The following is a 17,870-nucleotide window of genomic DNA, read 5'->3' on the forward strand; positions in this document are numbered from 1 at the left end:
CGTTCCGTCCGGGGCCGCCCACGCGGAGGCGGGCCGGAGAGGAAGCGCGGAGGCGCTCAGCCAGGCGGAGGACGTCGGAGCCGGTGTCTTCTGTGCCACGGCTCGAACCTACCCCGCCGCGCTCATCGGCGCCGGGTCATTCGGCACGGAAGAGGTGCATCGAGGTGGGGGAGACCTCGACGGCGTCGCCGGGGGCGTGCACCTGTTCGAGCAGCTGCGGAACGTCCTCGTCGCTGCGCCACAGCGAGACGTAGCGGGTGACCCCGTCCACCTCGGGCAGAGTGACCTCGACCGGACGCTCGGTTCCGTGCACGATCAGCAGAATGCGGTTGAACGCCTCGAACTCGGGGGTGGATGCCGCCACGTACTGCAGGGTGCGGTGGGCGGGGTTCGTCCACCGCTCCTCCGACATCGTCTCGCCGTGCTCGTCGTACCACTCCATGACCGACGCCGACGGCGTGTGCTCCCCGAGCCGTGCGAATCGGATGGGGCGCAGCGCCGGGTTCTCGCGGCGCAGGCGGATGAGGCGCTGCACGTGGGCGAACAGCTGCTTCTGCCAGGACGCCGGCTCCCAGTCGAGCCAGGTGAGCTCGGAGTCGTGGCAGTAGGCGTTGTTGTTGCCCCGCTGGGTGCGGGCGTACTCGTCGCCCGCGGTGAGCATCGGGATGCCGGCCGACAACAGCAGTGTGCCGAGCAGGTTGCGCATCGCTTTGCGCCGGGTGGCGAGGATGCGCTCGTCGTCGGTCGGACCTTCGGCGCCGTGGTTGAACGACCGGTTCGTGTCGGCACCGTCGCGGTTCTGCTCGCCGTTGCCGAGGTTGTGCTTCACGTCGTACGAGACGAGATCGCGAAGGGTGAACCCGTCGTGCGCGGTGACGAAGTTGATGGATGCCAGCGGGCCGCGGTCCTCAGAGAAGGTGTTGGACGATCCGGCCAGGCGCGTCGCGAACCCGCCGATGCCGACCGGAGCGGTCGAGGCGCGCCGGGCGTAGTCGACGTCGCTCAGCCAGAAGTTGCGCACGCGGTCGCGGTAGCGGTCGTTCCACTCGTGCCAACCGGCGCCGAAGTTGCCGGTCTGCCAGCCGCCCAGGCCGACATCCCAGGGCTCGGCGATGAGCTTGGCGTCCTGCAGCAGCGGGTCGTCGGCGATCGCGCGCAGCAGCGGGTGCTCGGGGGTGTACGTGTGGGCGGCGTCGCGTCCGAGGGTCGTCGCGAGGTCGAAGCGGAAGCCGTCGATCTGCACCTCGTCGGCCCAGTACCGGAGGGAGTCGAGCACCAGGCGGGCCGCGGCATCCGTCGACGTGTTCAACGAGTTGCCGCACCCGGTGACGTCGACGTACACGCCGTCGTCGGTCTGGCGGTAGTAGTTGCGGTTGTCGAGGCCGCGCAGGCTCGAGCGGGGACCGCCGATGCCCTCTTCCGCGGTGTGGTTGTAGACCACGTCGAGCACGACCTCGAGGCCGGCCTCGTGGAGCAGCTTCACCATGCCCTTGACCTCGGCGAGCACCGCGGTGGAGCCGGCGCGGCGCGCGGCGTCCGTCGCGTACCGCGGGTGCGGGGTGAAGAAGTTGACGGTGTTGTAGCCCCAGTAGTTGGCGAGCCCCAGCTGCAGAAGTCGCGGCTCCGATTGGAACGCGTGGATGGGCAGCAGCTCGATCGTGGTGATCCCGAGCGCGTGGAAATGCTCGATCATCGCCGGGTGGGCGAGTCCCGCGTACGTGCCGTGAAGGGCGGGAGGGACATCCGGATGCCGCTTCGTGAGGCCTTTCACGTGACCCTCGTAGAGCACCGTCCGGTCGAGCGGCACCCGCGGCTTCGCCACACCGCCCCAGTCGAACGTGCCATCCACCACGACCGAGCGCCAGTCGTTGAAGCCGCCCGCGGTGATGCCCTTCGCGTAGGGGTCGAGCAGCAGTGTGCGCGAGTTGAACATGCTGCCGTTCTGCTGTGGGCCGACGGCGCGCACGGCGTAGCGCGCGCCGGGGTGCAGCAGCTCGGAGGTCACCTCCCAGACGCCGTGGCCTGAGGGGCTCATCGGAAGCTCGGCGGTGATCCAGTCGAGATCGGTGTCGTCGAAGACGACCAGCTCGAGTCCGATCGCGTTGCCCGACCACACGCGGAGTGTGCCGCCGCCGGCGTGGAGGGTGACGCCGAGGTCGTCGAACGCGGTCGAATGCAGGAGCGACGTCTCGGACGTCGGGGTCGTGCCGGGCATGGTCTCGAGGGTAACGAGTATGTGAGTCGACGGCGTTACGCGCGAGCGTGGCGGCAGTCGCCGGGCATCGCGCCGGGCATGGGACAGTGGACAGGTGAGTGTCTACCTCGACCACGCGGCATCCAGCCCCTTGCGCCCGGAGGCGCGCGCGGCGTGGCTCGACGCGCAGGAGATGGTGGGGAACGCGTCGTCGATCCACGGTGACGGTCAGGCCGCCCGCCGGCTGCTCGAGGAGTCGCGCGAGCGGGTCGCGGCCGCGCTCGACGCGGAGCCCATCGAGGTGGTGTTCACCTCCGGCGGCACCGAGGCCGTGAACCTCGCGGTGGCGGGCCTCTGGGAGGCGCGGGCCGTCGCTCGCGGGGTCGTCGTTCTGCCCGATGGCGAGCACCACGCGACGATCGACGCCGTGCGGGCGCTGCCCGGCGCCGTGGAGCGTCCCGTGGCGATCGATGCGGTGGGGCGCATCGATCCGGATGCGTTCGGCGCGGCGCTCGGTGACGACGTCGCCATGGCGACGGCGCTCGTCGCCAACAACGAGATCGGCACGGTCAACGATGCGTCCCGGCTCGCCGCAGTCGCCGGAGCTGCCGGGGTGCCGCTGCATCTCGACGCCGTCGCCGCCTTCGGGCACGTTCCGGTTGCGTACCGGGCCTGGCGGTCCGATGCCACGCCCGGAACGGGGCTCGTCGCCCTCAGCGTGTCGGCGCACAAGGTCGGCGGACCCGTCGGCGTCGGCGCACTCGTCGTCGCACGCAGCGCGCGTCTCGAGGCGCAACTGCACGGTGGCGGGCAGCAGCGCGGGCTGCGTGCCGGAACGCAGGATGTCGCGGGTGCCGCGGCGTTCGCTGTGGCGGCCGAGCTCGCCGTCGCCGAGCTCCACACCGAGGCGGCGCGCCTGCGGACACTGGCCCGCGAGCTGCGGGCCGCGGTCGCCGCGATCGCCCCCGACGCGGTGCTGCTCGGTGACCCCGACGACCGGGTGCCCGGCAACGTGCATCTGCTGTTCCCGGGCGTTCGCGGGGAGACGCTGCTGTTCCTGCTGGATGTCGCGGGGGTCTCGGTGTCGACCGGCTCGGCCTGCCAGGCCGGAGTGGCCGAGCCGTCGCACGTGGTCCTCGCGCTCGGTCGCTCGGATGACGACGCCCGCGCCGTACTGCGCGTCACCCTCGGTCGCACCTCGAGCGCGGCCGATGTCGCCGCCTTCGTCGCGGCGCTCCCGGACGCCCTCGCACGGGCCCGGGCCGCGGCATCCGTCGCCTGAGCAGGCCCGCCCCGACGCCGGAGCCCGCTCGTAGACTGGGGGCATGCGGGTGTTGGCGGCGATGAGCGGGGGCGTGGACTCCGCGGTGGCGGCGGCGCGTGCCGTCGACGCCGGACACGATGTCGTCGGCGTGCATCTCGCGCTCTCACGCGCCGGCGGCACGCTGCGCGCCGGCAGCCGGGGCTGCTGCACGATCGAGGATGCGATGGACGCCCGCCGCGTCGCCGATCGCCTCGGCATCCCGTTCTACGTGTGGGACTTCTCCGAGCGCTTCCGCGACGACGTGATCGAGGACTTCGTCGCCGAGTACCGCGCGGGCCGCACCCCCAACCCCTGCATGCGCTGCAACGAGAAGATCAAGTTCGCCGCCCTGCTCGAACGCGGCATCGAGCTCGGCTTCGACGCGGTGTGCACGGGCCACTACGCCACGCTTCTCGACACTCCGTCCGGTCGTGAGCTGCACCGGGCATCGGATGCCGCGAAGGACCAGTCGTACGTACTGGGAGTGCTCACCGCCGAGCAGCTCGCCCACTGCCTGTTCCCGCTGGGCGCGACCCCCTCGAAGGCCGTCGTGCGCGCGGAGGCCGAGCAGCGCGGGTTCACGGTGGCCGCGAAGCCCGACAGTCACGACATCTGCTTCATCCCCGACGGCGACACGCGCGGCTGGCTGGCCGACCGGGTGGGCGCCGAGGAAGGCGACGTCATCGACCGCACCGGTGCCGTCGTGGGCCGGCACGAGGGCGCGCATGCGTTCACGGTCGGGCAGCGCCGAGGTCTCAAGCTCGGCGTGCCCGCGGACGACGGGAAGCCGCGGTTCGTCCTCGAGGTGCGTCCGGTCTCGAACACCGTCGTCGTGGGCCCGAAGGAGGCCCTCGCGACGACCGAGATCGCCGGCGCCCGGCGCTCGTGGGCGGGGACGGCGCCCGCGACAGGCGACCTGCGGGTCGAGGTGCAGATCCGTGCGCACGCGGACCCGGTGCCCGCCGACGCGACGATCACGGAGGACGCGGTGACGGTGCGTCCCGACACCCCGTTCGACGGCGTCGCACCCGGGCAGACCGCCGTGCTCTACATCGGCACGCGCGTGCTCGGGCAGTTCACGATCGACCGCACCGTGTCGGCGGTGCCGGTCGTCGCGTGAGGGTTCCGTCCACCGGGTGATCCGCTCGCCGTGGGGGTGGCCCTCCCTAGACTTGGTGCGTGGCTGACGACGAACTCCCGCGGGTGACCCTCGACGAGGCGCGGGCCGAGGCATCCGATCTCACGACCCGCATCCTCGGGGCGCGTGACGCGTACTACGGCGACGACGCCGAGCTGGTCGACGACGCGACCTACGACGGCTGGATGCGGCGGCTCGAGGCGATCGAGCGGGCCTACCCCGAGCTGCAGAGCCAGGACTCGCCGACGCTGTCGGTCGGCGCCGCGCAGAGTTCGATGTTCGCGCCGGTGACCCACGCCGAACGCATGCTGAGCCTCGACAACGTCTTCAGCCCCGAGGAGCTCACCGAGTGGTGCGCGAAGACCGCGGGGGCCGCGGGCCGACCCGTGCGGTGGCTGTGCGAGCTGAAGATCGACGGGCTCGCCATCAACCTGCGCTACGAACGGGGCGTGCTGACCTCCGCGGCGACCCGCGGTGACGGTCGCGTCGGCGAGGACGTCACCGTCAACGCCGTGCGCGTCGCGGGCATCCCGCAGCGCCTCGCCGGAACGGGGCATCCCGACATCGTCGAAGTGCGCGGCGAGGTGTACATCCCGGTCGCGGCATTCGACCGGCTGAACGAACGTCAGTCGCGCATGCGAGAGCGCGTGACCGCCGATGCCCGCGCGCGGGGCGTCGACGAGGCGCGCGCGCAGGCCAGCGCCGACCGCCGGTTCCCGTCGTTCGCGAATCCGCGCAACGCGGCGAGCGGAGGGCTCCGTCAGCAGCTCGACAAGAAGGACGGCCTCGAGCTCGAAGCCGGGCAGGCGCGTCTCGACTCGCTGCGGCTGCTCGTGCACGGCATCGGCGCGTGGCCCGACCCGCCGGTCGCCTCGCAGAGCGAGGTCTACGGACTGCTCGCGCAGTGGGGCCTGCCGACCAGCACGTCCTTCCGCACCGCGACGGATGCCGCGGGCGTGCGCGAGTTCGTCGCCTACTACGGTGAGCACCGCCACGACGTCGAGCATGAGATCGACGGTGTCGTGGTCAAGGTCGACGAGCTGGCGCTGCACGACGAGCTGGGCGCGACAAGTCGGGCGCCGCGATGGGCGATCGCCTACAAGTACCCGCCGGAGCAGGTGAACACGAAGCTGCTCGACATCGTCGTGTCGGTGGGCCGCACCGGCCGCGCGACCCCGTTCGCCGTCATGGCGCCCGCGCGGGTCTCCGGGTCGGTGGTGCGCCAGGCGACGCTGCACAACCAGGACGTCGTGAAGGCCAAGGGCGTGCTGATCGGCGACACCATCGTGCTGCGCAAGGCGGGTGATGTCATCCCCGAGGTGCTCGGGCCCGTGGTCGAGCTGCGCGACGGCACCGAGCGCGCGTTCGTGATGCCGACGCTGTGCCCCGCCTGCGGCACGCCGCTCGCCCCGGCGAAGGAGGGCGACATCGACCTGCGGTGCCCGAACACCCGCTCCTGCCCGGCGCAGGTGCGCGGACGTGTCGAACACATCGGCTCGCGCGGCGCGCTCGACGTCGAAGCGCTGGGCGAGGTGACGGCAGCCGCCCTCACGCAAGCCGACGGCACCGCCTCACCGCCGCTCGTCACCGAGGCCGGCCTGTTCGATCTCACCCTCGAACAGCTCATCCCCATCGAGGTGGTGGTGCGCGATGCCGAGACGGGCGAGGAGAAGGTCGACGAGTCGACCGGCGACCTTGTGCGCCGCGCTCCCTTCCAGCGAATCGAGCGCACCTACCCGCCCGGGTGGGAGAACGCAACGCCCGCCGAGCGCCGCGCCGCGGGCGTGCGCAAGGACCACGTGGTGCTGCATCCTTCCGCTCAGGCTGTCACGCTGCTCGACGAGCTCGAGAAGGCGAAGACGAAAGAGCTGTGGCGGTTCCTCGTCGCATTGAACATCCGGCACGTGGGCCCGGTCGCCGCCCGGGCTCTCGCCCAGTGGTTCGGCTCCGTGGATGCGATCCGGGCAGCGACCCAGGAGGAGCTGGCGGCGGTCGACGGCGTGGGCGGCATCATCGCCGAGGCCGTGATCGATTGGTTCGCCGTCGACTGGCACGCCGACATCGTGCACCGGTGGGCGGCGGCCGGCGCGCAGTTCGCGACGCCGGGGCATCCGGGCCCGGGGGCCGCGGTCGTCAACGGCGGCGTGCTCGACGGACTCACCGTCGTCGCGACCGGCACGCTCGAGGGCTACACCCGTGAAGGTGCGCAGGAGGCCATCCTCCGGGCCGGCGGGAAGGCGGCGTCGAGCGTCTCGAAGAAGACCGACTTCGTCGCCGCCGGACCGGGCGCGGGATCGAAGCTCGCGAAGGCCGAGGAGCTCGGCGTGCGCATCATCGACGCGGCTCAGTTCCATCTGCTCGTCACCGAAGGACCGGGCGCGCTCCGCGACGACGCGTCCTGACCGTCGCCGCGACCTGGGTCAGTGCGCGTCGTCGGCGAGCAGCTTCTCCTTGACCTGGCGTCGCAGCACCTTGCCGATGAGCGATGTCGGCAAGCCGTCGACGACCACGACGCGCTTGGGCACCTTGTAGGGCGTGAGCACGCCGCGCGCGAACGCCCGGATCTCCTCGACGTCGACGTCCGCACCGTCGCGCGGCACGATCGCCGCCACGACCGCCTCGCCGGAGTGGCCGTCGGGGAGGCCGACGACCGCGGCATCGAGCACATCAGGATGTTGGCGCAGCGCGTTCTCGACCTCGGTCGGTGCAACGTTGAACCCGCCCGTGATGATGAGCTCCTTGATGCGATCGACGATCCGCACGAATCCGGCGTCGTCGATCGTGACGATGTCGCCCGTGCGGAACCAGCCGTCGACGAACACTTCGGCGCTGGCCTCGGGCTTGCCGTAGTAGCCCGAGAATACCTGCGGCCCGCGCACGACGAGCTCACCGGGGCTGCCCGCGGGCACGTCGCGCGTCGGCTCGTCGGGATCGACCACGCGGCACTCGGTGCCGGGGAGCGGGAGACCCACGGTGCCCGGTCGGCGGTTCTCGGCGACCGGGTTGGCCATGAGCACGGGGGAGCACTCGCTCAGTCCGTACCCTTCCACGAGGTAGCCCCCGGACGCCGCCTCGAACGGCACGACGAGTTCGTGCGGCAGCGCCATGGCACCCGAGATCGCGATCTTCGTGCCGGCGATCGAGATGCCGGTCTCGCGCGACCGCGCGAGCAGTCGCTCGGCGATGGGCGGCACGAGCGGGAGGAACGTGGCCGGATGCCGGGTGGTCGCCGCGAGCACCATGTCGGGGTCGAAGCGCGGGAACAGCACGAGCCGCGCCCCCATCGACATCGCGAACGTGAGGCAGAGCGTCAGCCCGTAGGCGTGGAACATCGGCAGCACGGCGTAGACGATGCATCCGTCTCCGCGCACGATCGAGGGCACCCAGGCGCGTGCCTGCGCGGCGTTCGTGAGCAGGTTGCGGTGGGTGAGCACCGCACCCTTCGGGGTTCCGGTGGTGCCGCTCGTGTACTGCAGGATCGCGACGTCGTCGGTCGCCGGGCGCGGGTGCGAGTCGGGCAGCGGCGCGGCGGCGACGACGGTCTCCCACGGCGTGGTGCCGCGCACGGGTGCGAACAGCGCCGCCCGCGACTCCCGCGCCTTCGCGATCGGTAGGCGCAGGGCGAGGCGGGTGTGCCACGGCATCGCCTGCACGACGTCGACGGACACGATCGCCGGCACCCGAAGGTCGGCGGGGAACGCCTGCACGTCGGCGACGATCTTGTTCCAGACGATCGCGACGCGGGCGCCGTGGTCCTCGAACTGCTTGCGCAGCTCGCGCGGTGTGTAGAGCGGGTTGTGCTCGACGGCGATCGCGCCCAGGCGCAGGATCGCGTAGAACGCGACGATGTGCTGCGGGCAGTTGGGCAGCACGATCGCGACCCGGTCGCCGGCACGCACACCGAGCGCCGCGAGTCCCGCGGCAGCGCGGGAGATCCGCTCGTGGAGCGCCCGATAGGTGGTCTCGCGGCGGAAGAACTCGAGGGCGACAGCATCGGGGTAGTCCCGGGCGGATGCCTCGACGATGTCGGTCAGGCAGCCGGTGACCGTCGCGAGGTCTTCTGGCACGCCGTCGGCGTAGCTGGCGGTCCAGGGGCGGGGCGGCTCGAAGGTCGTCACGCGGTCAGCCTACGCGCGAGACGGCCCGGAACGCGGGCCGGTCCAGCCGCCCAACTAGACTCGTCGGGTGTCTGAAATCACTCCCGAACTCGTGCGCCACCTCGGCGAACTGGCCCGGATCCGGCTCGACGACGACGAGGTGACCCGACTCACCGGTCAGCTCGACGCGATCGTCGACAACATCGCGAAGGTGTCGCAGGTGGCGACGCCCGATGTGGTGGCGACGAGCCACCCGATCCCGCTGGAGAACGTCTTCCGCCCCGACACGGTCGGCGAGGTGCTGACCACCGCGCAGGCGCTGCAGAACGCGCCGGATGCCGCGGGCGACCGTTTCCGCGTGACGGCGATCCTGGGGGAGGAGCAGTGAGCGACGACATCCTTCGTCTGTCCGCCGCCGCGCTGGCCGATCGGCTGGCTGCGGGAGAGGTCTCGAGTGTGGAGGCGACGCAGGCTCACCTCGACCGCATCGCCGCGGTCGACGGTGACGTGCACGCGTTCCTGCACGTGAGCGACACCGCTCTCGACGCGGCCGCCGACATCGACCGTCGTCGCGCCGCCGGCGAGCAACTGCACGCGCTCGCGGGCGTTCCGCTCGCGGTGAAGGACGTGCTGGTCACGACCGACATGCCCTCGACGAGCGGCTCCAAGATCCTCGAAGGCTACCTGTCGCCGTACGACGCCACCGTCGTCGCGCGTGCCCGGGCAGCGGGGTTGATCCCGCTCGGCAAGACCAACATGGACGAGTTCGCGATGGGCTCGTCGACCGAGCACTCGGCCTACGGTCCCACGCACAACCCGTGGGACCTCGACCGGATCCCGGGCGGGTCCGGCGGCGGATCGGCGGCCGCGGTCGCGGCCTTCGAGGCGCCGCTCGCCCTCGGCTCCGACACGGGCGGTTCCATCCGCCAGCCCGCGCACGTGACCGGCACCGTCGGCGTGAAGCCGACGTACGGCGCAGTGAGTCGGTACGGGGCGATCGCGCTCGCGTCGAGCCTCGACCAGATCGGCCCCGTCACCCGCACCGTGCTCGACGCGGGTCTCCTGCACGACGTGATCGGCGGGCACGACGCGAACGACTCGACCTCGCTCACCGACGCCTGGCCCTCTTTCGCCGCCGCGGCGCGCGAGGGTGCTCGCGGCGACGTGCTGAAGGGCCTGAAGGTCGGCGTGATCCGCGAGCTGCCCGACTCCGGCTTCCAGCCGGGTGTCGCCCGCTCGTTCCACGGCGCGCTCGCGAAGCTCGAGTCCCAGGGGGCCGAGATCGTCGAGATCAGCGCGCCGCACTTCGAGTACGGTGTCGCCGCCTATTACCTGATCCTCCCCGCGGAGGCCTCCAGCAACCTCGCAAAGTTCGACTCCGTGCGCTTCGGCCTGCGGGTCCCGGTGTCCGGCGGCACCGTCGAGGACGTCATGGCGGCCACCCGCGAGGCGGGCTTCGGGGACGAGGTCAAGCGCCGCATCATCCTGGGCACCTACGCCTTGTCGGCGGGCTATTACGACGCCTATTACGGGTCGGCTCAGAAGGTGCGCACGCTCATCCAGCAGGATTTCGCCGCGGCCTTCGCGAACGTCGACGTCATCGCCACGCCGACAGCGCCGACGACGGCGTTCCGGCTCGGCGAGCGCATCGACGACCCGCTGCAGATGTACCTGAACGATGTGACGACCATCCCCGCGAACCTCGCGGGCGTGCCCGGCATCTCGATCCCCTCGGGTCTCGCCGACGACGACGGGCTCCCGGTCGGCATCCAGTTCCTCGCCCCGGCCCGTAAGGACGCTCGTCTGTACCGCGTCGGTGCGGCCCTCGAGGCTCTGCTCGAAGCGGAGTGGGGCGGACCGCTCCTCGACCGCGCCCCGACCCTGGGAGGTGTGCGCTGATGGCCAAGGACGCGCTCATGGACTTCGACAAGGCACTCGAGCTGTTCGAGCCGGTGCTCGGCTTCGAGGTGCACGTCGAGCTGAACACGGCGACGAAGATGTTCTCGGCGGCGCCCAACCCGGCGCACCCCGACAACCACGACGCGGCGCCGAACACGCTTATCGCCCCGGTCGACCTCGGGCTCCCCGGCTCGCTGCCGGTCGTGAACGCGCAGGCCGTGAGGTCGTCGATCCGCCTGGGCCTCGCGCTCGGCTGTTCGATCGCGCCGTCGAGCCGATTCGCGCGGAAGAACTACTTCTACCCCGACCTCGGCAAGAACTATCAGATCTCGCAGTACGACGAGCCGATCGCGTTCGAGGGCTCGGTCGAGGTGGAGCTCACCGACGGCAGCCTCGTGACCGTTCCCATCGAGCGGGCCCACATGGAGGAGGACGCCGGCAAGCTCACGCACGTGGGCGGGGCGACCGGTCGCATCCAGGGGGCGGACTACTCGCTGGTCGACTACAACCGTGCCGGCGTGCCGCTGGTCGAGATCGTCACGAAGCCCATCTTCGGCGCCGAGCATCGTGCGCCCGAGATCGCGAAGGCGTACGTGCAGGCGATCCGCGACATCGTCGTGGCGCTCGGCGTCTCGGAAGGGCGGATGGAGCGTGGCAACCTGCGGTGTGACGCGAACGTGTCGCTGCGCCCGCGCGGTCAGGAGAAGCTCGGCACCCGCACGGAGACGAAGAACGTGAACTCGACGCGTTCCGTCGAACGTGCCGTGCGCTACGAGATCCAGCGCCAAGCGGCCATCCTCGCCGGGGGCGGCACGATCGTGCAGGAGACGCGCCATTGGCACGAGGACACCGGCACGACGTCGGCGGGTCGACCGAAGTCGGATGCCGACGACTACCGCTACTTCCCCGAGCCCGACCTGCTGCCTGTCGCCCCGCCGATCGAGCTGATCGACGAGCTGCGCGCCGACCTGCCCGAGCCCCCGATCGCCCGGCGTCGCCGGCTGCGCTCCGACTGGGGCTTCACCGAGCTGGAGTTCCAGGATGTCCGCAACAGCGGCCTGCTCGAGCAGGTCGAGCTGACAGTCGCGTCCGGGACGACCCCCGCGGCGGCCAAGAAGTGGTGGACGGGAGAGATCGCCCGCATCGCGAACGCCGGTGAGCGTGAGGCATCCGAGCTGGTCACCCCGGCCGATGTCGCCGCGCTGCAGGCGCTCGTCGACGCCGGCACGCTCACCGACAAGCTCGCGCGTCAGGTGCTCGAGGGAGTCATCGCCGGCGAGGGGACGCCGCAGCAGGTCGTCGATGCGCGCGGGCTCGCAGTCGTGAGCGACGACGGTGCCCTCATCGCGGCGATCGACGAGGCGCTCGTCGCCCAACCCGACGTGCTGGAGAAGATCCGCGACGGCAAGGTGCAGGCCGCGGGTGCCGTCATCGGCGCCGTGATGAAGGCCATGAAGGGCCAGGCCGACGCGGCTCGCGTGCGCGAACTCATCCTGGAGCGCGCCGGCGCGCTCTGATCATCTCGTCGGTGCCGTCGGATGTCGGCGGCACCGACGAGAATCGGGGCATGGGTCGAGGTGACGGGTCGGGGCGAATCGTGTCGCCGCCCGATGCCGACGACACCGGTGCGGGCATCCTGCACGTCGACATGGATGCGTTCTACGCGTCGGTCGCGGTGCTCGATGATCCGACCCTCGCCGGCAAGCCGATCATCATCGGTGCACCCGAGGGGCGCGGAGTCGTCTCGAGCGCGTCCTATGAGGCGCGGCGGTTCGGGGTGCGGTCGGCGATGCCGGTCGGTCAGGCGCTGCGTCTGTGCCCGGCGGCGCTGGTCGTCGCGCCCGACTTCCCGCGCCATCTCGAGCTGTCAGCGAGGGTGATGGAGGTGTTCCGCTCGGTGACCCCGCTCGTCGAGCCGCTGTCGATCGACGAGGCTTTCCTCGACGTCCGCGGCGCGCAGCGACTGCTCGGTTCGCCCGGAACGATCGCGCGCCTGGTGCGACGGCGGGTGAAGGATGAGACCGGGCTCACCTGCAGTGTCGGCGCCGCCGCCACCAAGCACGTCGCGAAGATGGCGTCGACGCTCAGCAAGCCCGACGGGCTGCTGATCGTCGCGGAGGCCGATACCGCGCGGTTCCTCGCGCCACGGCCGGTGCGCGCCCTGTGGGGCGTCGGGCCCAAGGCCGCGGAGGCGCTGGAGCAGCGCGGACTCCGCACCGTCGCCGACGTGCTCGAGGCGCCCGCCGACACCCTGACGCGCGCGCTGGGTGCGGCGATGGGGGAGCGGGTGTGGCAGCTCGTGCGAGGGATCGATGCCCGCGAGGTGCAGACGACGCGCACCGAGAAGAGCATCGGGCACGAGGAGACGTTCGACACCGACATCGACGACGATGCCGTGCTCCGCGCCGAGTTCCGTCGGCTCGCCGACAGGGTGGGTGCGAGGCTGCGTGCGCACGGTGTCGAGGCCGCGACGGTGGCGATCAAGGTGCGGTTCGCCGACTTCCGCACGCTGTCACGCAGCCAGACCCTCGCGGACCCTACGGCCGTGGGGCAGCGCATCGGAGCGGCCGCGCTCGACATGTTCGGTGCGCTGGAGCGCCCGCTGCCGGTGCGGCTGGTCGGCGTGCGCGGGGAACGGCTGCGCCCGGCCGCAGACGCCGGACTGCTGTGGGACGACGACGAGGAGTGGCGCAACGTCGAACGCGCACTCGACGGCCTCGCCGGCAAGTTCGGGCGGGGCGCGGTGACGCGCGCCGCGCTGCTGGGCGACGTGCGAGGCGGACGCTCGTTGCCGTCGAAGCCGCGTGCCTCCGAATGACGGCCGGGTGTCGCGGCCCCGCCTGGGCGGGTAGCGTGGGCATATGCCCAACTTCGTGCTCGATCTCGGCAAGCAGGTCGCCAACTTCGGCGTGAAGGCCTCCTATGGAGAGCCTCACGACCTCGACGGCGTCACCGTCATCCCGGTCGCGATCGCCTGGGCCGGGTTCGGCGGTGGCTCCGACACCGAGGGGAACGGCGGCGGCGGTGGCGGCGGATACAGCGTGCCCGTCGGCGCGTACGTCCGTCGTGGCGATGATCTGCGCTTCGAGCCGAACCTGGTGTCGCTGCTCGCGGTCGCGATCCCGCTCGTGTTCGTGTCCGGGCGCGCACTGAGCCGTGTCATCCGCGCCCTCAAGAAGTAGCGTCGCAGCCCTCACGCTCGCGCAGATCTCCGAGGTGCTCGGGGCGGCGATCGCCCGCGCCGACCTGCCTCTGACGGTGTTGATCGACGGCCGCAGCGGCGCCGGGAAGTCGACTCTCGCGCGTCTGCTGGCCGCGGCGTGGCCTCATGCCGGCGGTGCCGCCGTGGTCGCGCTCGACGACATCTACCCGGGCTGGGAGGGGCTGCGCGCCGGTGCGGAGGCCGTGGCATCCCAACTTCTCGAGCCTCGCGCGACGGGAGGGATCGGCCGCTGGCAGCGGTGGGACTGGCAGACGGCGCGGGCTGCCGAGTGGCATGAGGTGGCGTCGGACACCTCGGTGATCATCGAAGGATGCGGCGTGCTCACCCCTCGCTCCGCGCCAACGGCCGCCGTGCGGGTGTGGCTCGACGCGCCCCTTGAGGTTCGCCGCGAACGCGCCCTCGCTCGTGACGGCGAGGCGTACGCACCGCACTGGGACACCTGGGCGGCCCAGGATGAGGATCACGTGCGACGTGACGACCCGAGCCGGTGGGCGACCCACAGGTTCACTGTCGTCTAGGGACGTGGGTCAGATCTCGTCGAGAGCCTTCACGAGTCCGTCGAGTCGGAATCCGACCCAGTCGTAGATGCCGAATCGAGGATCCCGGTCGTCGTGTGAGTCCTCGTCCGTGACCCCGAGTCGTGTCGCGAGCACGAGGCGGATCGCCGCCAGGGTGCGCAGCCACGCCGCGGCCTGATCGGGATCGAGAGTGATCAGCTCCTCCTCGATCTGACGCTCGACCGGCTCATCCATCGCCTCCTCGAGCCCGAGCTCGTCGAGCGCATCGGTGACGACGGCCGCGTCGGTGGAGCGACGACGCAGCAACTCGTCCTGCGTCGCGTCGCGGAAGTCGCTCGCCGCGCGGGCGTCGTCGGGATAGGCGTCCGGGGTGAGCCGGGCCACAGCGGGGTCATCGTCATCGCGCACCTCGACCAGCTCGGCGAACTGCGTCACCAGCGTCTGCAGGTGGGCTGCTTCGATGCGGGTCAGCTGAAGCACGATCAGGCGAGGAGTCGTCATTCGGGGCTCTTCCGGATCGTGGCCCACAGGCCGTAGTCATGCATGGCTTGCGCGTGCAGTTCCATCAGTTCTCGTGGCCCTTCAGACACGATCGCCTGACCCTCGTGGTGCACGGCGAGCATGAGCCGTTCGGCAACCGGCGGGGGATAGCCGAAGTAGGTGCGGAAGACGTGCACGACGTAGCTCATCAGGTTGACGGGGTCGTTCCATACGACCGTCTGCCAGGGGCGTTCGCTACGGGTCGCGCCGGCGATGTCAAGGTCGCGGTCGAGTTCGGTCGCCGTGCCCGTCATGCCCACCCCAGCTCGTGCAGGCGCTCGTCGTCGATGCCGTAGAAATGGGCGATCTCGTGCACGAGGGTCGTGTGCACCTCGTCGCGGAGCTCGTCGACGGAGTCGCAGACGGCGAGATGCGCTTCGCGGTAGACGATGATGCGGTCGGGAAGCTCACCCATGCCGTAGCGGTCGCGTTCGGTCAGCGCCCACCCGTCATAAAGGCCGAGCAGGTCGAGCGAGCCGTCGGCGGCGCGGTCCTCCACGACGAACACCACGTTGTCGAGACCGTCGATCATCTCGTCGGGAAGTCGGTCGAGCTCATCGGTCACGAGCGCCTCGAACGCGTCGACATCGAGGTCGATCATCGATCAGCTCCCGTCGCGGGAGAACGTGGGGTGGCTAACGGGACTTGAACCCGCGACCCCCTGGACCACAACCAGGTGCTCTACCGACTGAGCTATAGCCACCATGGCCCCGAGATCTCGGGACAACCTCAAGATTCTCTCACACCCCGGACGCGAACGACGACACCGCCGCCTGCGCGGCAGCGCGCGCATCGTCGGAGGAGGGGCCGGGCGCCGGCACGAACACCGCCGAGCGGTAGTACGCCAGTTCGCGGATCGACTCGCGGATGTCGGCGAGAGCGCGGTGGCCGCCGTCCTTCGACGGAGCGTTGAAGTAGGCGCGGGGATACCAGCGGCGGGAGAGTTCCTTGATGCTCGACACGTCGACATTGCGGTAGTGCAGCCATCGGTCGAGGCGGGGCATGTAGCGAGCCAGGAACATGCGATCGGTGCCGATCGTGTTGCCGGCGAGCGGGGCCTTCCCCTCCTGCGGCACGAAGCGCTGGATGTACTCGAGCGCCTGGAACTCGGCCTCGGCGACGGTGATCCCCTCGGGGATCTCGTCGAGCAGACCCGAGGTGCGGTGCATCCCGGTGACGAAATCGTTCATGTGCGCCAGAGCGGATGCGTCGGGCTTGATCACGACCTGGAAGCCCTCGTCGAGCGGGGTGAGCTCGAAGTCGGTCACGATCACAGCGATCTCGACGAGCTGATCGACCTCCAGATCGAGCCCCGTCATCTCGCAATCGATCCAGACGAGCCGGTCGCCTTCCGTTCCTGCCATGGCACCGATCCTAGTGCGGGGTGGCGACGCTCGCCCCGGCGACAGGGTGGCGGGGCGAGTGCTCCCGTAGTCTTGATCTGCCCCCGTAGCTCAATGGATAGAGCATCGGCCTTCTAATCCGACGGTTGCAGGTTCGAGTCCTGTCGGGGGCACGTCTGCGCTGTCGAGTCCTCCTCGATGGGTGACTGCGCAGTGGATGCCTCGGCGCCGCCGTCGTGGCGCACTCGCGCGAAGCGCGCCATGCTCAGGTGCACGAGCGGCCCGATCGCGAGGGCGAAGATGACGGTGCCGATGCCGACCGTGCCGCCGAGCAGCCAGCCGATCGCGAGCACGGTGAGCTCGACGATCGCGCGGCACACCCAGATCGGCCACCCGAGCCGCGTGTTCATTCCTGTCATCAGGCCGTCTCGCGGCCCGGGCCCGAATCCCGCGCCGATGTAGATGCCCGTCGCGAGCGCGACCAGCAGCGTTCCACCGATGAGCAGCGCGAACTGCACCACGATGCCCTCGACCGGAGGCACGATCGCGAGCGTGGCCTGCATGACGGTGCCGAGCAGGAGGATGTTCGCGACCGTGCCCATGCCGGGCCGCTGCCGCAGCGGGATCCAGAGCAGCAGCACGAGCAGACCCACGATGTTCGTGATCCAGCCGACACCGATGCCCGTGTGCAGGGAGAGGCCCTGCGCGAAGGCTGTCCACGGATCGACTCCCAGACCGGCGCGGATCGCGAAAGCATCTCCCGCGCCGTAGAGGGCCAATCCGACGATGAGGGCGAGGATGCGGCGGGTCATTCCTCCATCTCAGCGCACAGGTGGACTTTGTGCACCAGTCCAATATGAGTAACGTGGCCGCATGGACTCGCGAATTTCGGCTCGTGGCCTCGTAGCCGCTCTCGGTGTCTGGCGCACCAGCGAACCCGCGTACGAGGCTCTCGCCGATGCCGTCCGGCTGCTCTGCCTCGACGGTCGTCTCGCCTCTCGCACCCAGTTGCCCGCAGAGCGCGAACTCGCAGCGGCGCTCGCTCTGAGCCGCACCACGGTCGCGGCGGCCTACCGGAGTCTGCGCGACTCGGGCCACATCCGCAGCCAACGGGGATCGGGCAGCGTGACGGAGCCGCTCGGCGGCGGCGAGGGAATGCGTCGCACCATCGCGCCAGACGATTTCGCCCTCGATCTGCAGCAGGCGAGTCCGCCGGCGTGGCCGGGACTGCCCGGGGTGATCGCAGAAGCCGCGACCGACGCCGCATCACTGGTGGCGCGGCCCGGCTACGACGTGGTGGGGCGAGCGGATCTGCGTGCCGCGATCGCCGCGAACTACAGCGCCCGCGGCCTGCCGACGGTGGCCGAGCAGATCATCGTGACGACGGGCGCGCAGAGCGCGATCGCGCTCCTCGCGACCGTTCTGGTCACGCGCGGCGACCGTGTCGTGTTCGAGACGCCGACCTATCCGCATGCGGCGGAGGCGTTCCGCCGTGCAGGCGGTCGGCTCGTCGGCATCCCGGTGTCGACGGGCGGCGGATGGGACCTCGACAGAGCTGGACAGGCCTTCGCCCGCACCGTGCCCGTGGCCGCATACCTGATGCCCGACTTCCAGA

At 70.8% G+C, this 17,870-nt stretch carries 17 protein-coding genes and 2 tRNA genes; 11 read left to right on the top strand and 8 right to left on the bottom strand.

Annotation, left to right across the window (positions count from 1 at the left end):
* Positions 1–136: 136 nt before the first annotated feature.
* Complete coding sequence (glgX, locus tag ASG00_RS08525; protein ID WP_056208573.1) at positions 137–2,215, bottom strand: glycogen debranching protein GlgX; 2,079 nt, start codon at positions 2,213–2,215, stop codon at positions 137–139.
* A 94-nt stretch (positions 2,216–2,309) separates the two neighbouring features.
* Between glgX and ASG00_RS08530 the strand changes: the two genes are divergently transcribed.
* The 3 genes from ASG00_RS08530 to ligA are packed head-to-tail and all read left to right on the top strand — an operon-like array spanning position 2,310 to position 7,037.
* The gene (locus ASG00_RS08530) at positions 2,310–3,476 is read left to right on the top strand and encodes a cysteine desulfurase family protein (RefSeq protein ID WP_056208575.1); all 1,167 of its coding nucleotides are present in this window, start codon (positions 2,310–2,312) and stop codon (positions 3,474–3,476) included.
* Between the two features lie 43 nt (positions 3,477–3,519).
* A complete protein-coding gene (gene mnmA, locus ASG00_RS08535) occupies positions 3,520–4,617 on the top strand; it encodes a tRNA 2-thiouridine(34) synthase MnmA (RefSeq protein WP_082483171.1) in 1,098 nt (365 codons plus the stop codon).
* 59 nt (positions 4,618–4,676) lie between these two features.
* Positions 4,677–7,037 carry an NAD-dependent DNA ligase LigA gene (gene ligA, locus ASG00_RS08540; RefSeq protein WP_056208578.1) on the top strand — a complete coding sequence of 787 codons (2,361 nt, stop codon included), beginning with the start codon at positions 4,677–4,679 and terminating at the stop codon, positions 7,035–7,037.
* An 18-nt stretch (positions 7,038–7,055) separates the two neighbouring features.
* Here ligA and ASG00_RS08545 read toward each other — a convergent pair whose 3' ends face one another.
* On the bottom strand, positions 7,056–8,753 hold the full coding sequence (locus ASG00_RS08545) for a long-chain-fatty-acid--CoA ligase (protein ID WP_056208580.1): 1,698 nt from the start codon (positions 8,751–8,753) through the stop codon (positions 7,056–7,058).
* Between the two features lie 67 nt (positions 8,754–8,820).
* On the opposite strand from ASG00_RS08545, the gene gatC reads away from it, so the two are divergent.
* Genes gatC through ASG00_RS08575 form a run of 6 tightly spaced genes read left to right on the top strand, consistent with a single transcriptional unit; the run spans position 8,821 to position 14,372 of the window.
* Entirely contained in the window at positions 8,821–9,120 is a 300-nt protein-coding gene (gene gatC, locus ASG00_RS08550) for an Asp-tRNA(Asn)/Glu-tRNA(Gln) amidotransferase subunit GatC (RefSeq protein WP_045248407.1), read from the top strand.
* Complete coding sequence (gene gatA, locus ASG00_RS08555) at positions 9,117–10,631, top strand: Asp-tRNA(Asn)/Glu-tRNA(Gln) amidotransferase subunit GatA (RefSeq protein WP_056208583.1); 1,515 nt, start codon at positions 9,117–9,119, stop codon at positions 10,629–10,631. The genes gatC and gatA overlap by 4 nt, the downstream gene beginning before the upstream one ends.
* Positions 10,631–12,148 carry an Asp-tRNA(Asn)/Glu-tRNA(Gln) amidotransferase subunit GatB gene (gene gatB / locus ASG00_RS08560; RefSeq protein WP_056208586.1) on the top strand — a complete coding sequence of 506 codons (1,518 nt, stop codon included), beginning with the start codon at positions 10,631–10,633 and terminating at the stop codon, positions 12,146–12,148. The genes gatA and gatB overlap by 1 nt, the downstream gene beginning before the upstream one ends.
* A gap of 50 nt (positions 12,149–12,198) precedes the next feature.
* Positions 12,199–13,449, top strand: coding sequence for a DNA polymerase IV (dinB, locus tag ASG00_RS08565; RefSeq protein ID WP_056208590.1), 1,251 nt, complete (start codon positions 12,199–12,201; stop codon positions 13,447–13,449).
* 43 nt (positions 13,450–13,492) lie between these two features.
* Positions 13,493–13,813, top strand: a complete 321-nt coding sequence (locus ASG00_RS08570; protein ID WP_045248403.1) for a hypothetical protein — start codon at positions 13,493–13,495, stop codon at positions 13,811–13,813.
* Positions 13,788–14,372, top strand: a complete 585-nt coding sequence (locus tag ASG00_RS08575; protein ID WP_235557354.1) for a zeta toxin family protein — start codon at positions 13,788–13,790, stop codon at positions 14,370–14,372. Before ASG00_RS08570 ends, ASG00_RS08575 begins: the two co-directional genes overlap by 26 nt.
* Before the next feature lie 9 nt (positions 14,373–14,381).
* Here the strand turns inward: ASG00_RS08575 and ASG00_RS08580 are convergent, their stop codons facing one another.
* The 5 genes from ASG00_RS08580 to orn all read right to left on the bottom strand — a co-directional run bounded on the left by ASG00_RS08580 (position 14,382) and on the right by orn (position 16,276).
* On the bottom strand, positions 14,382–14,873 hold the full coding sequence (locus tag ASG00_RS08580; protein WP_056208593.1) for a DUF2017 family protein: 492 nt from the start codon (positions 14,871–14,873) through the stop codon (positions 14,382–14,384).
* Positions 14,870–15,166: an ATP-dependent Clp protease adapter ClpS gene (gene clpS, locus ASG00_RS08585; RefSeq protein ID WP_045248552.1), complete on the bottom strand. Its 297-nt coding sequence runs from the start codon at positions 15,164–15,166 to the stop codon at positions 14,870–14,872. The genes ASG00_RS08580 and clpS overlap by 4 nt, the downstream gene beginning before the upstream one ends.
* Entirely contained in the window at positions 15,163–15,513 is a 351-nt protein-coding gene (locus tag ASG00_RS08590) for a metallopeptidase family protein (RefSeq protein ID WP_045248401.1), read from the bottom strand. Before ASG00_RS08590 ends, clpS begins: the two co-directional genes overlap by 4 nt.
* A 26-nt stretch (positions 15,514–15,539) precedes the next feature.
* Positions 15,540–15,615 (bottom strand) — tRNA-His (locus ASG00_RS08595).
* Between the two features lie 37 nt (positions 15,616–15,652).
* The gene (gene orn, locus ASG00_RS08600; RefSeq protein ID WP_056208596.1) at positions 15,653–16,276 is read right to left on the bottom strand and encodes an oligoribonuclease; all 624 of its coding nucleotides are present in this window, start codon (positions 16,274–16,276) and stop codon (positions 15,653–15,655) included.
* Between the two features lie 79 nt (positions 16,277–16,355).
* Here orn and ASG00_RS08605 point away from each other — a divergent pair.
* A tRNA-Arg gene (locus ASG00_RS08605) sits at positions 16,356–16,428 on the top strand.
* Here the strand turns inward: ASG00_RS08605 and yczE are convergent.
* Entirely contained in the window at positions 16,390–17,067 is a 678-nt protein-coding gene (yczE, locus tag ASG00_RS18975; RefSeq protein ID WP_056209200.1) for a membrane protein YczE, read from the bottom strand. The genes ASG00_RS08605 and yczE overlap by 39 nt on opposite strands.
* 61 nt (positions 17,068–17,128) lie before the next feature.
* Here yczE and ASG00_RS17815 point away from each other — a divergent pair.
* Positions 17,129–17,870: aminotransferase class I/II-fold pyridoxal phosphate-dependent enzyme (locus ASG00_RS17815; protein WP_235559455.1), on the top strand; the 742-nt coding region annotated here is incomplete at its 3' end.

The organism is Microbacterium sp. Leaf351, from assembly GCF_001423825.1.
In the GTDB taxonomy this organism is placed as follows: domain Bacteria; phylum Actinomycetota; class Actinomycetes; order Actinomycetales; family Microbacteriaceae; genus Microbacterium; species Microbacterium ginsengisoli.

Bases quoted from the DNA above. Each gene is read 5' to 3' on its own strand.
- glgX (WP_056208573.1), bottom strand. From the start codon at position 2,215: ATGCCCGGCACGACCCCGACGTCCGAGACGTCGCTCCTGCATTCGACC.
- mnmA (WP_082483171.1), top strand. From the start codon at position 3,520: ATGCGGGTGTTGGCGGCGATGAGCGGGGGCGTGGACTCCGCGGTGGCG.
- gatB (WP_056208586.1), top strand. From the start codon at position 10,631: ATGGCCAAGGACGCGCTCATGGACTTCGACAAGGCACTCGAGCTGTTC.
- dinB (WP_056208590.1), top strand. From the start codon at position 12,199: ATGGGTCGAGGTGACGGGTCGGGGCGAATCGTGTCGCCGCCCGATGCC.
- ASG00_RS08570 (WP_045248403.1), top strand. From the start codon at position 13,493: ATGCCCAACTTCGTGCTCGATCTCGGCAAGCAGGTCGCCAACTTCGGC.
- ASG00_RS08580 (WP_056208593.1), bottom strand. From the start codon at position 14,873: ATGACGACTCCTCGCCTGATCGTGCTTCAGCTGACCCGCATCGAAGCA.
- clpS (WP_045248552.1), bottom strand. From the start codon at position 15,166: ATGACGGGCACGGCGACCGAACTCGACCGCGACCTTGACATCGCCGGC.
- ASG00_RS08590 (WP_045248401.1), bottom strand. From the start codon at position 15,513: ATGATCGACCTCGATGTCGACGCGTTCGAGGCGCTCGTGACCGATGAG.
- orn (WP_056208596.1), bottom strand. From the start codon at position 16,276: ATGGCAGGAACGGAAGGCGACCGGCTCGTCTGGATCGATTGCGAGATG.
- yczE (WP_056209200.1), bottom strand. From the start codon at position 17,067: ATGACCCGCCGCATCCTCGCCCTCATCGTCGGATTGGCCCTCTACGGC.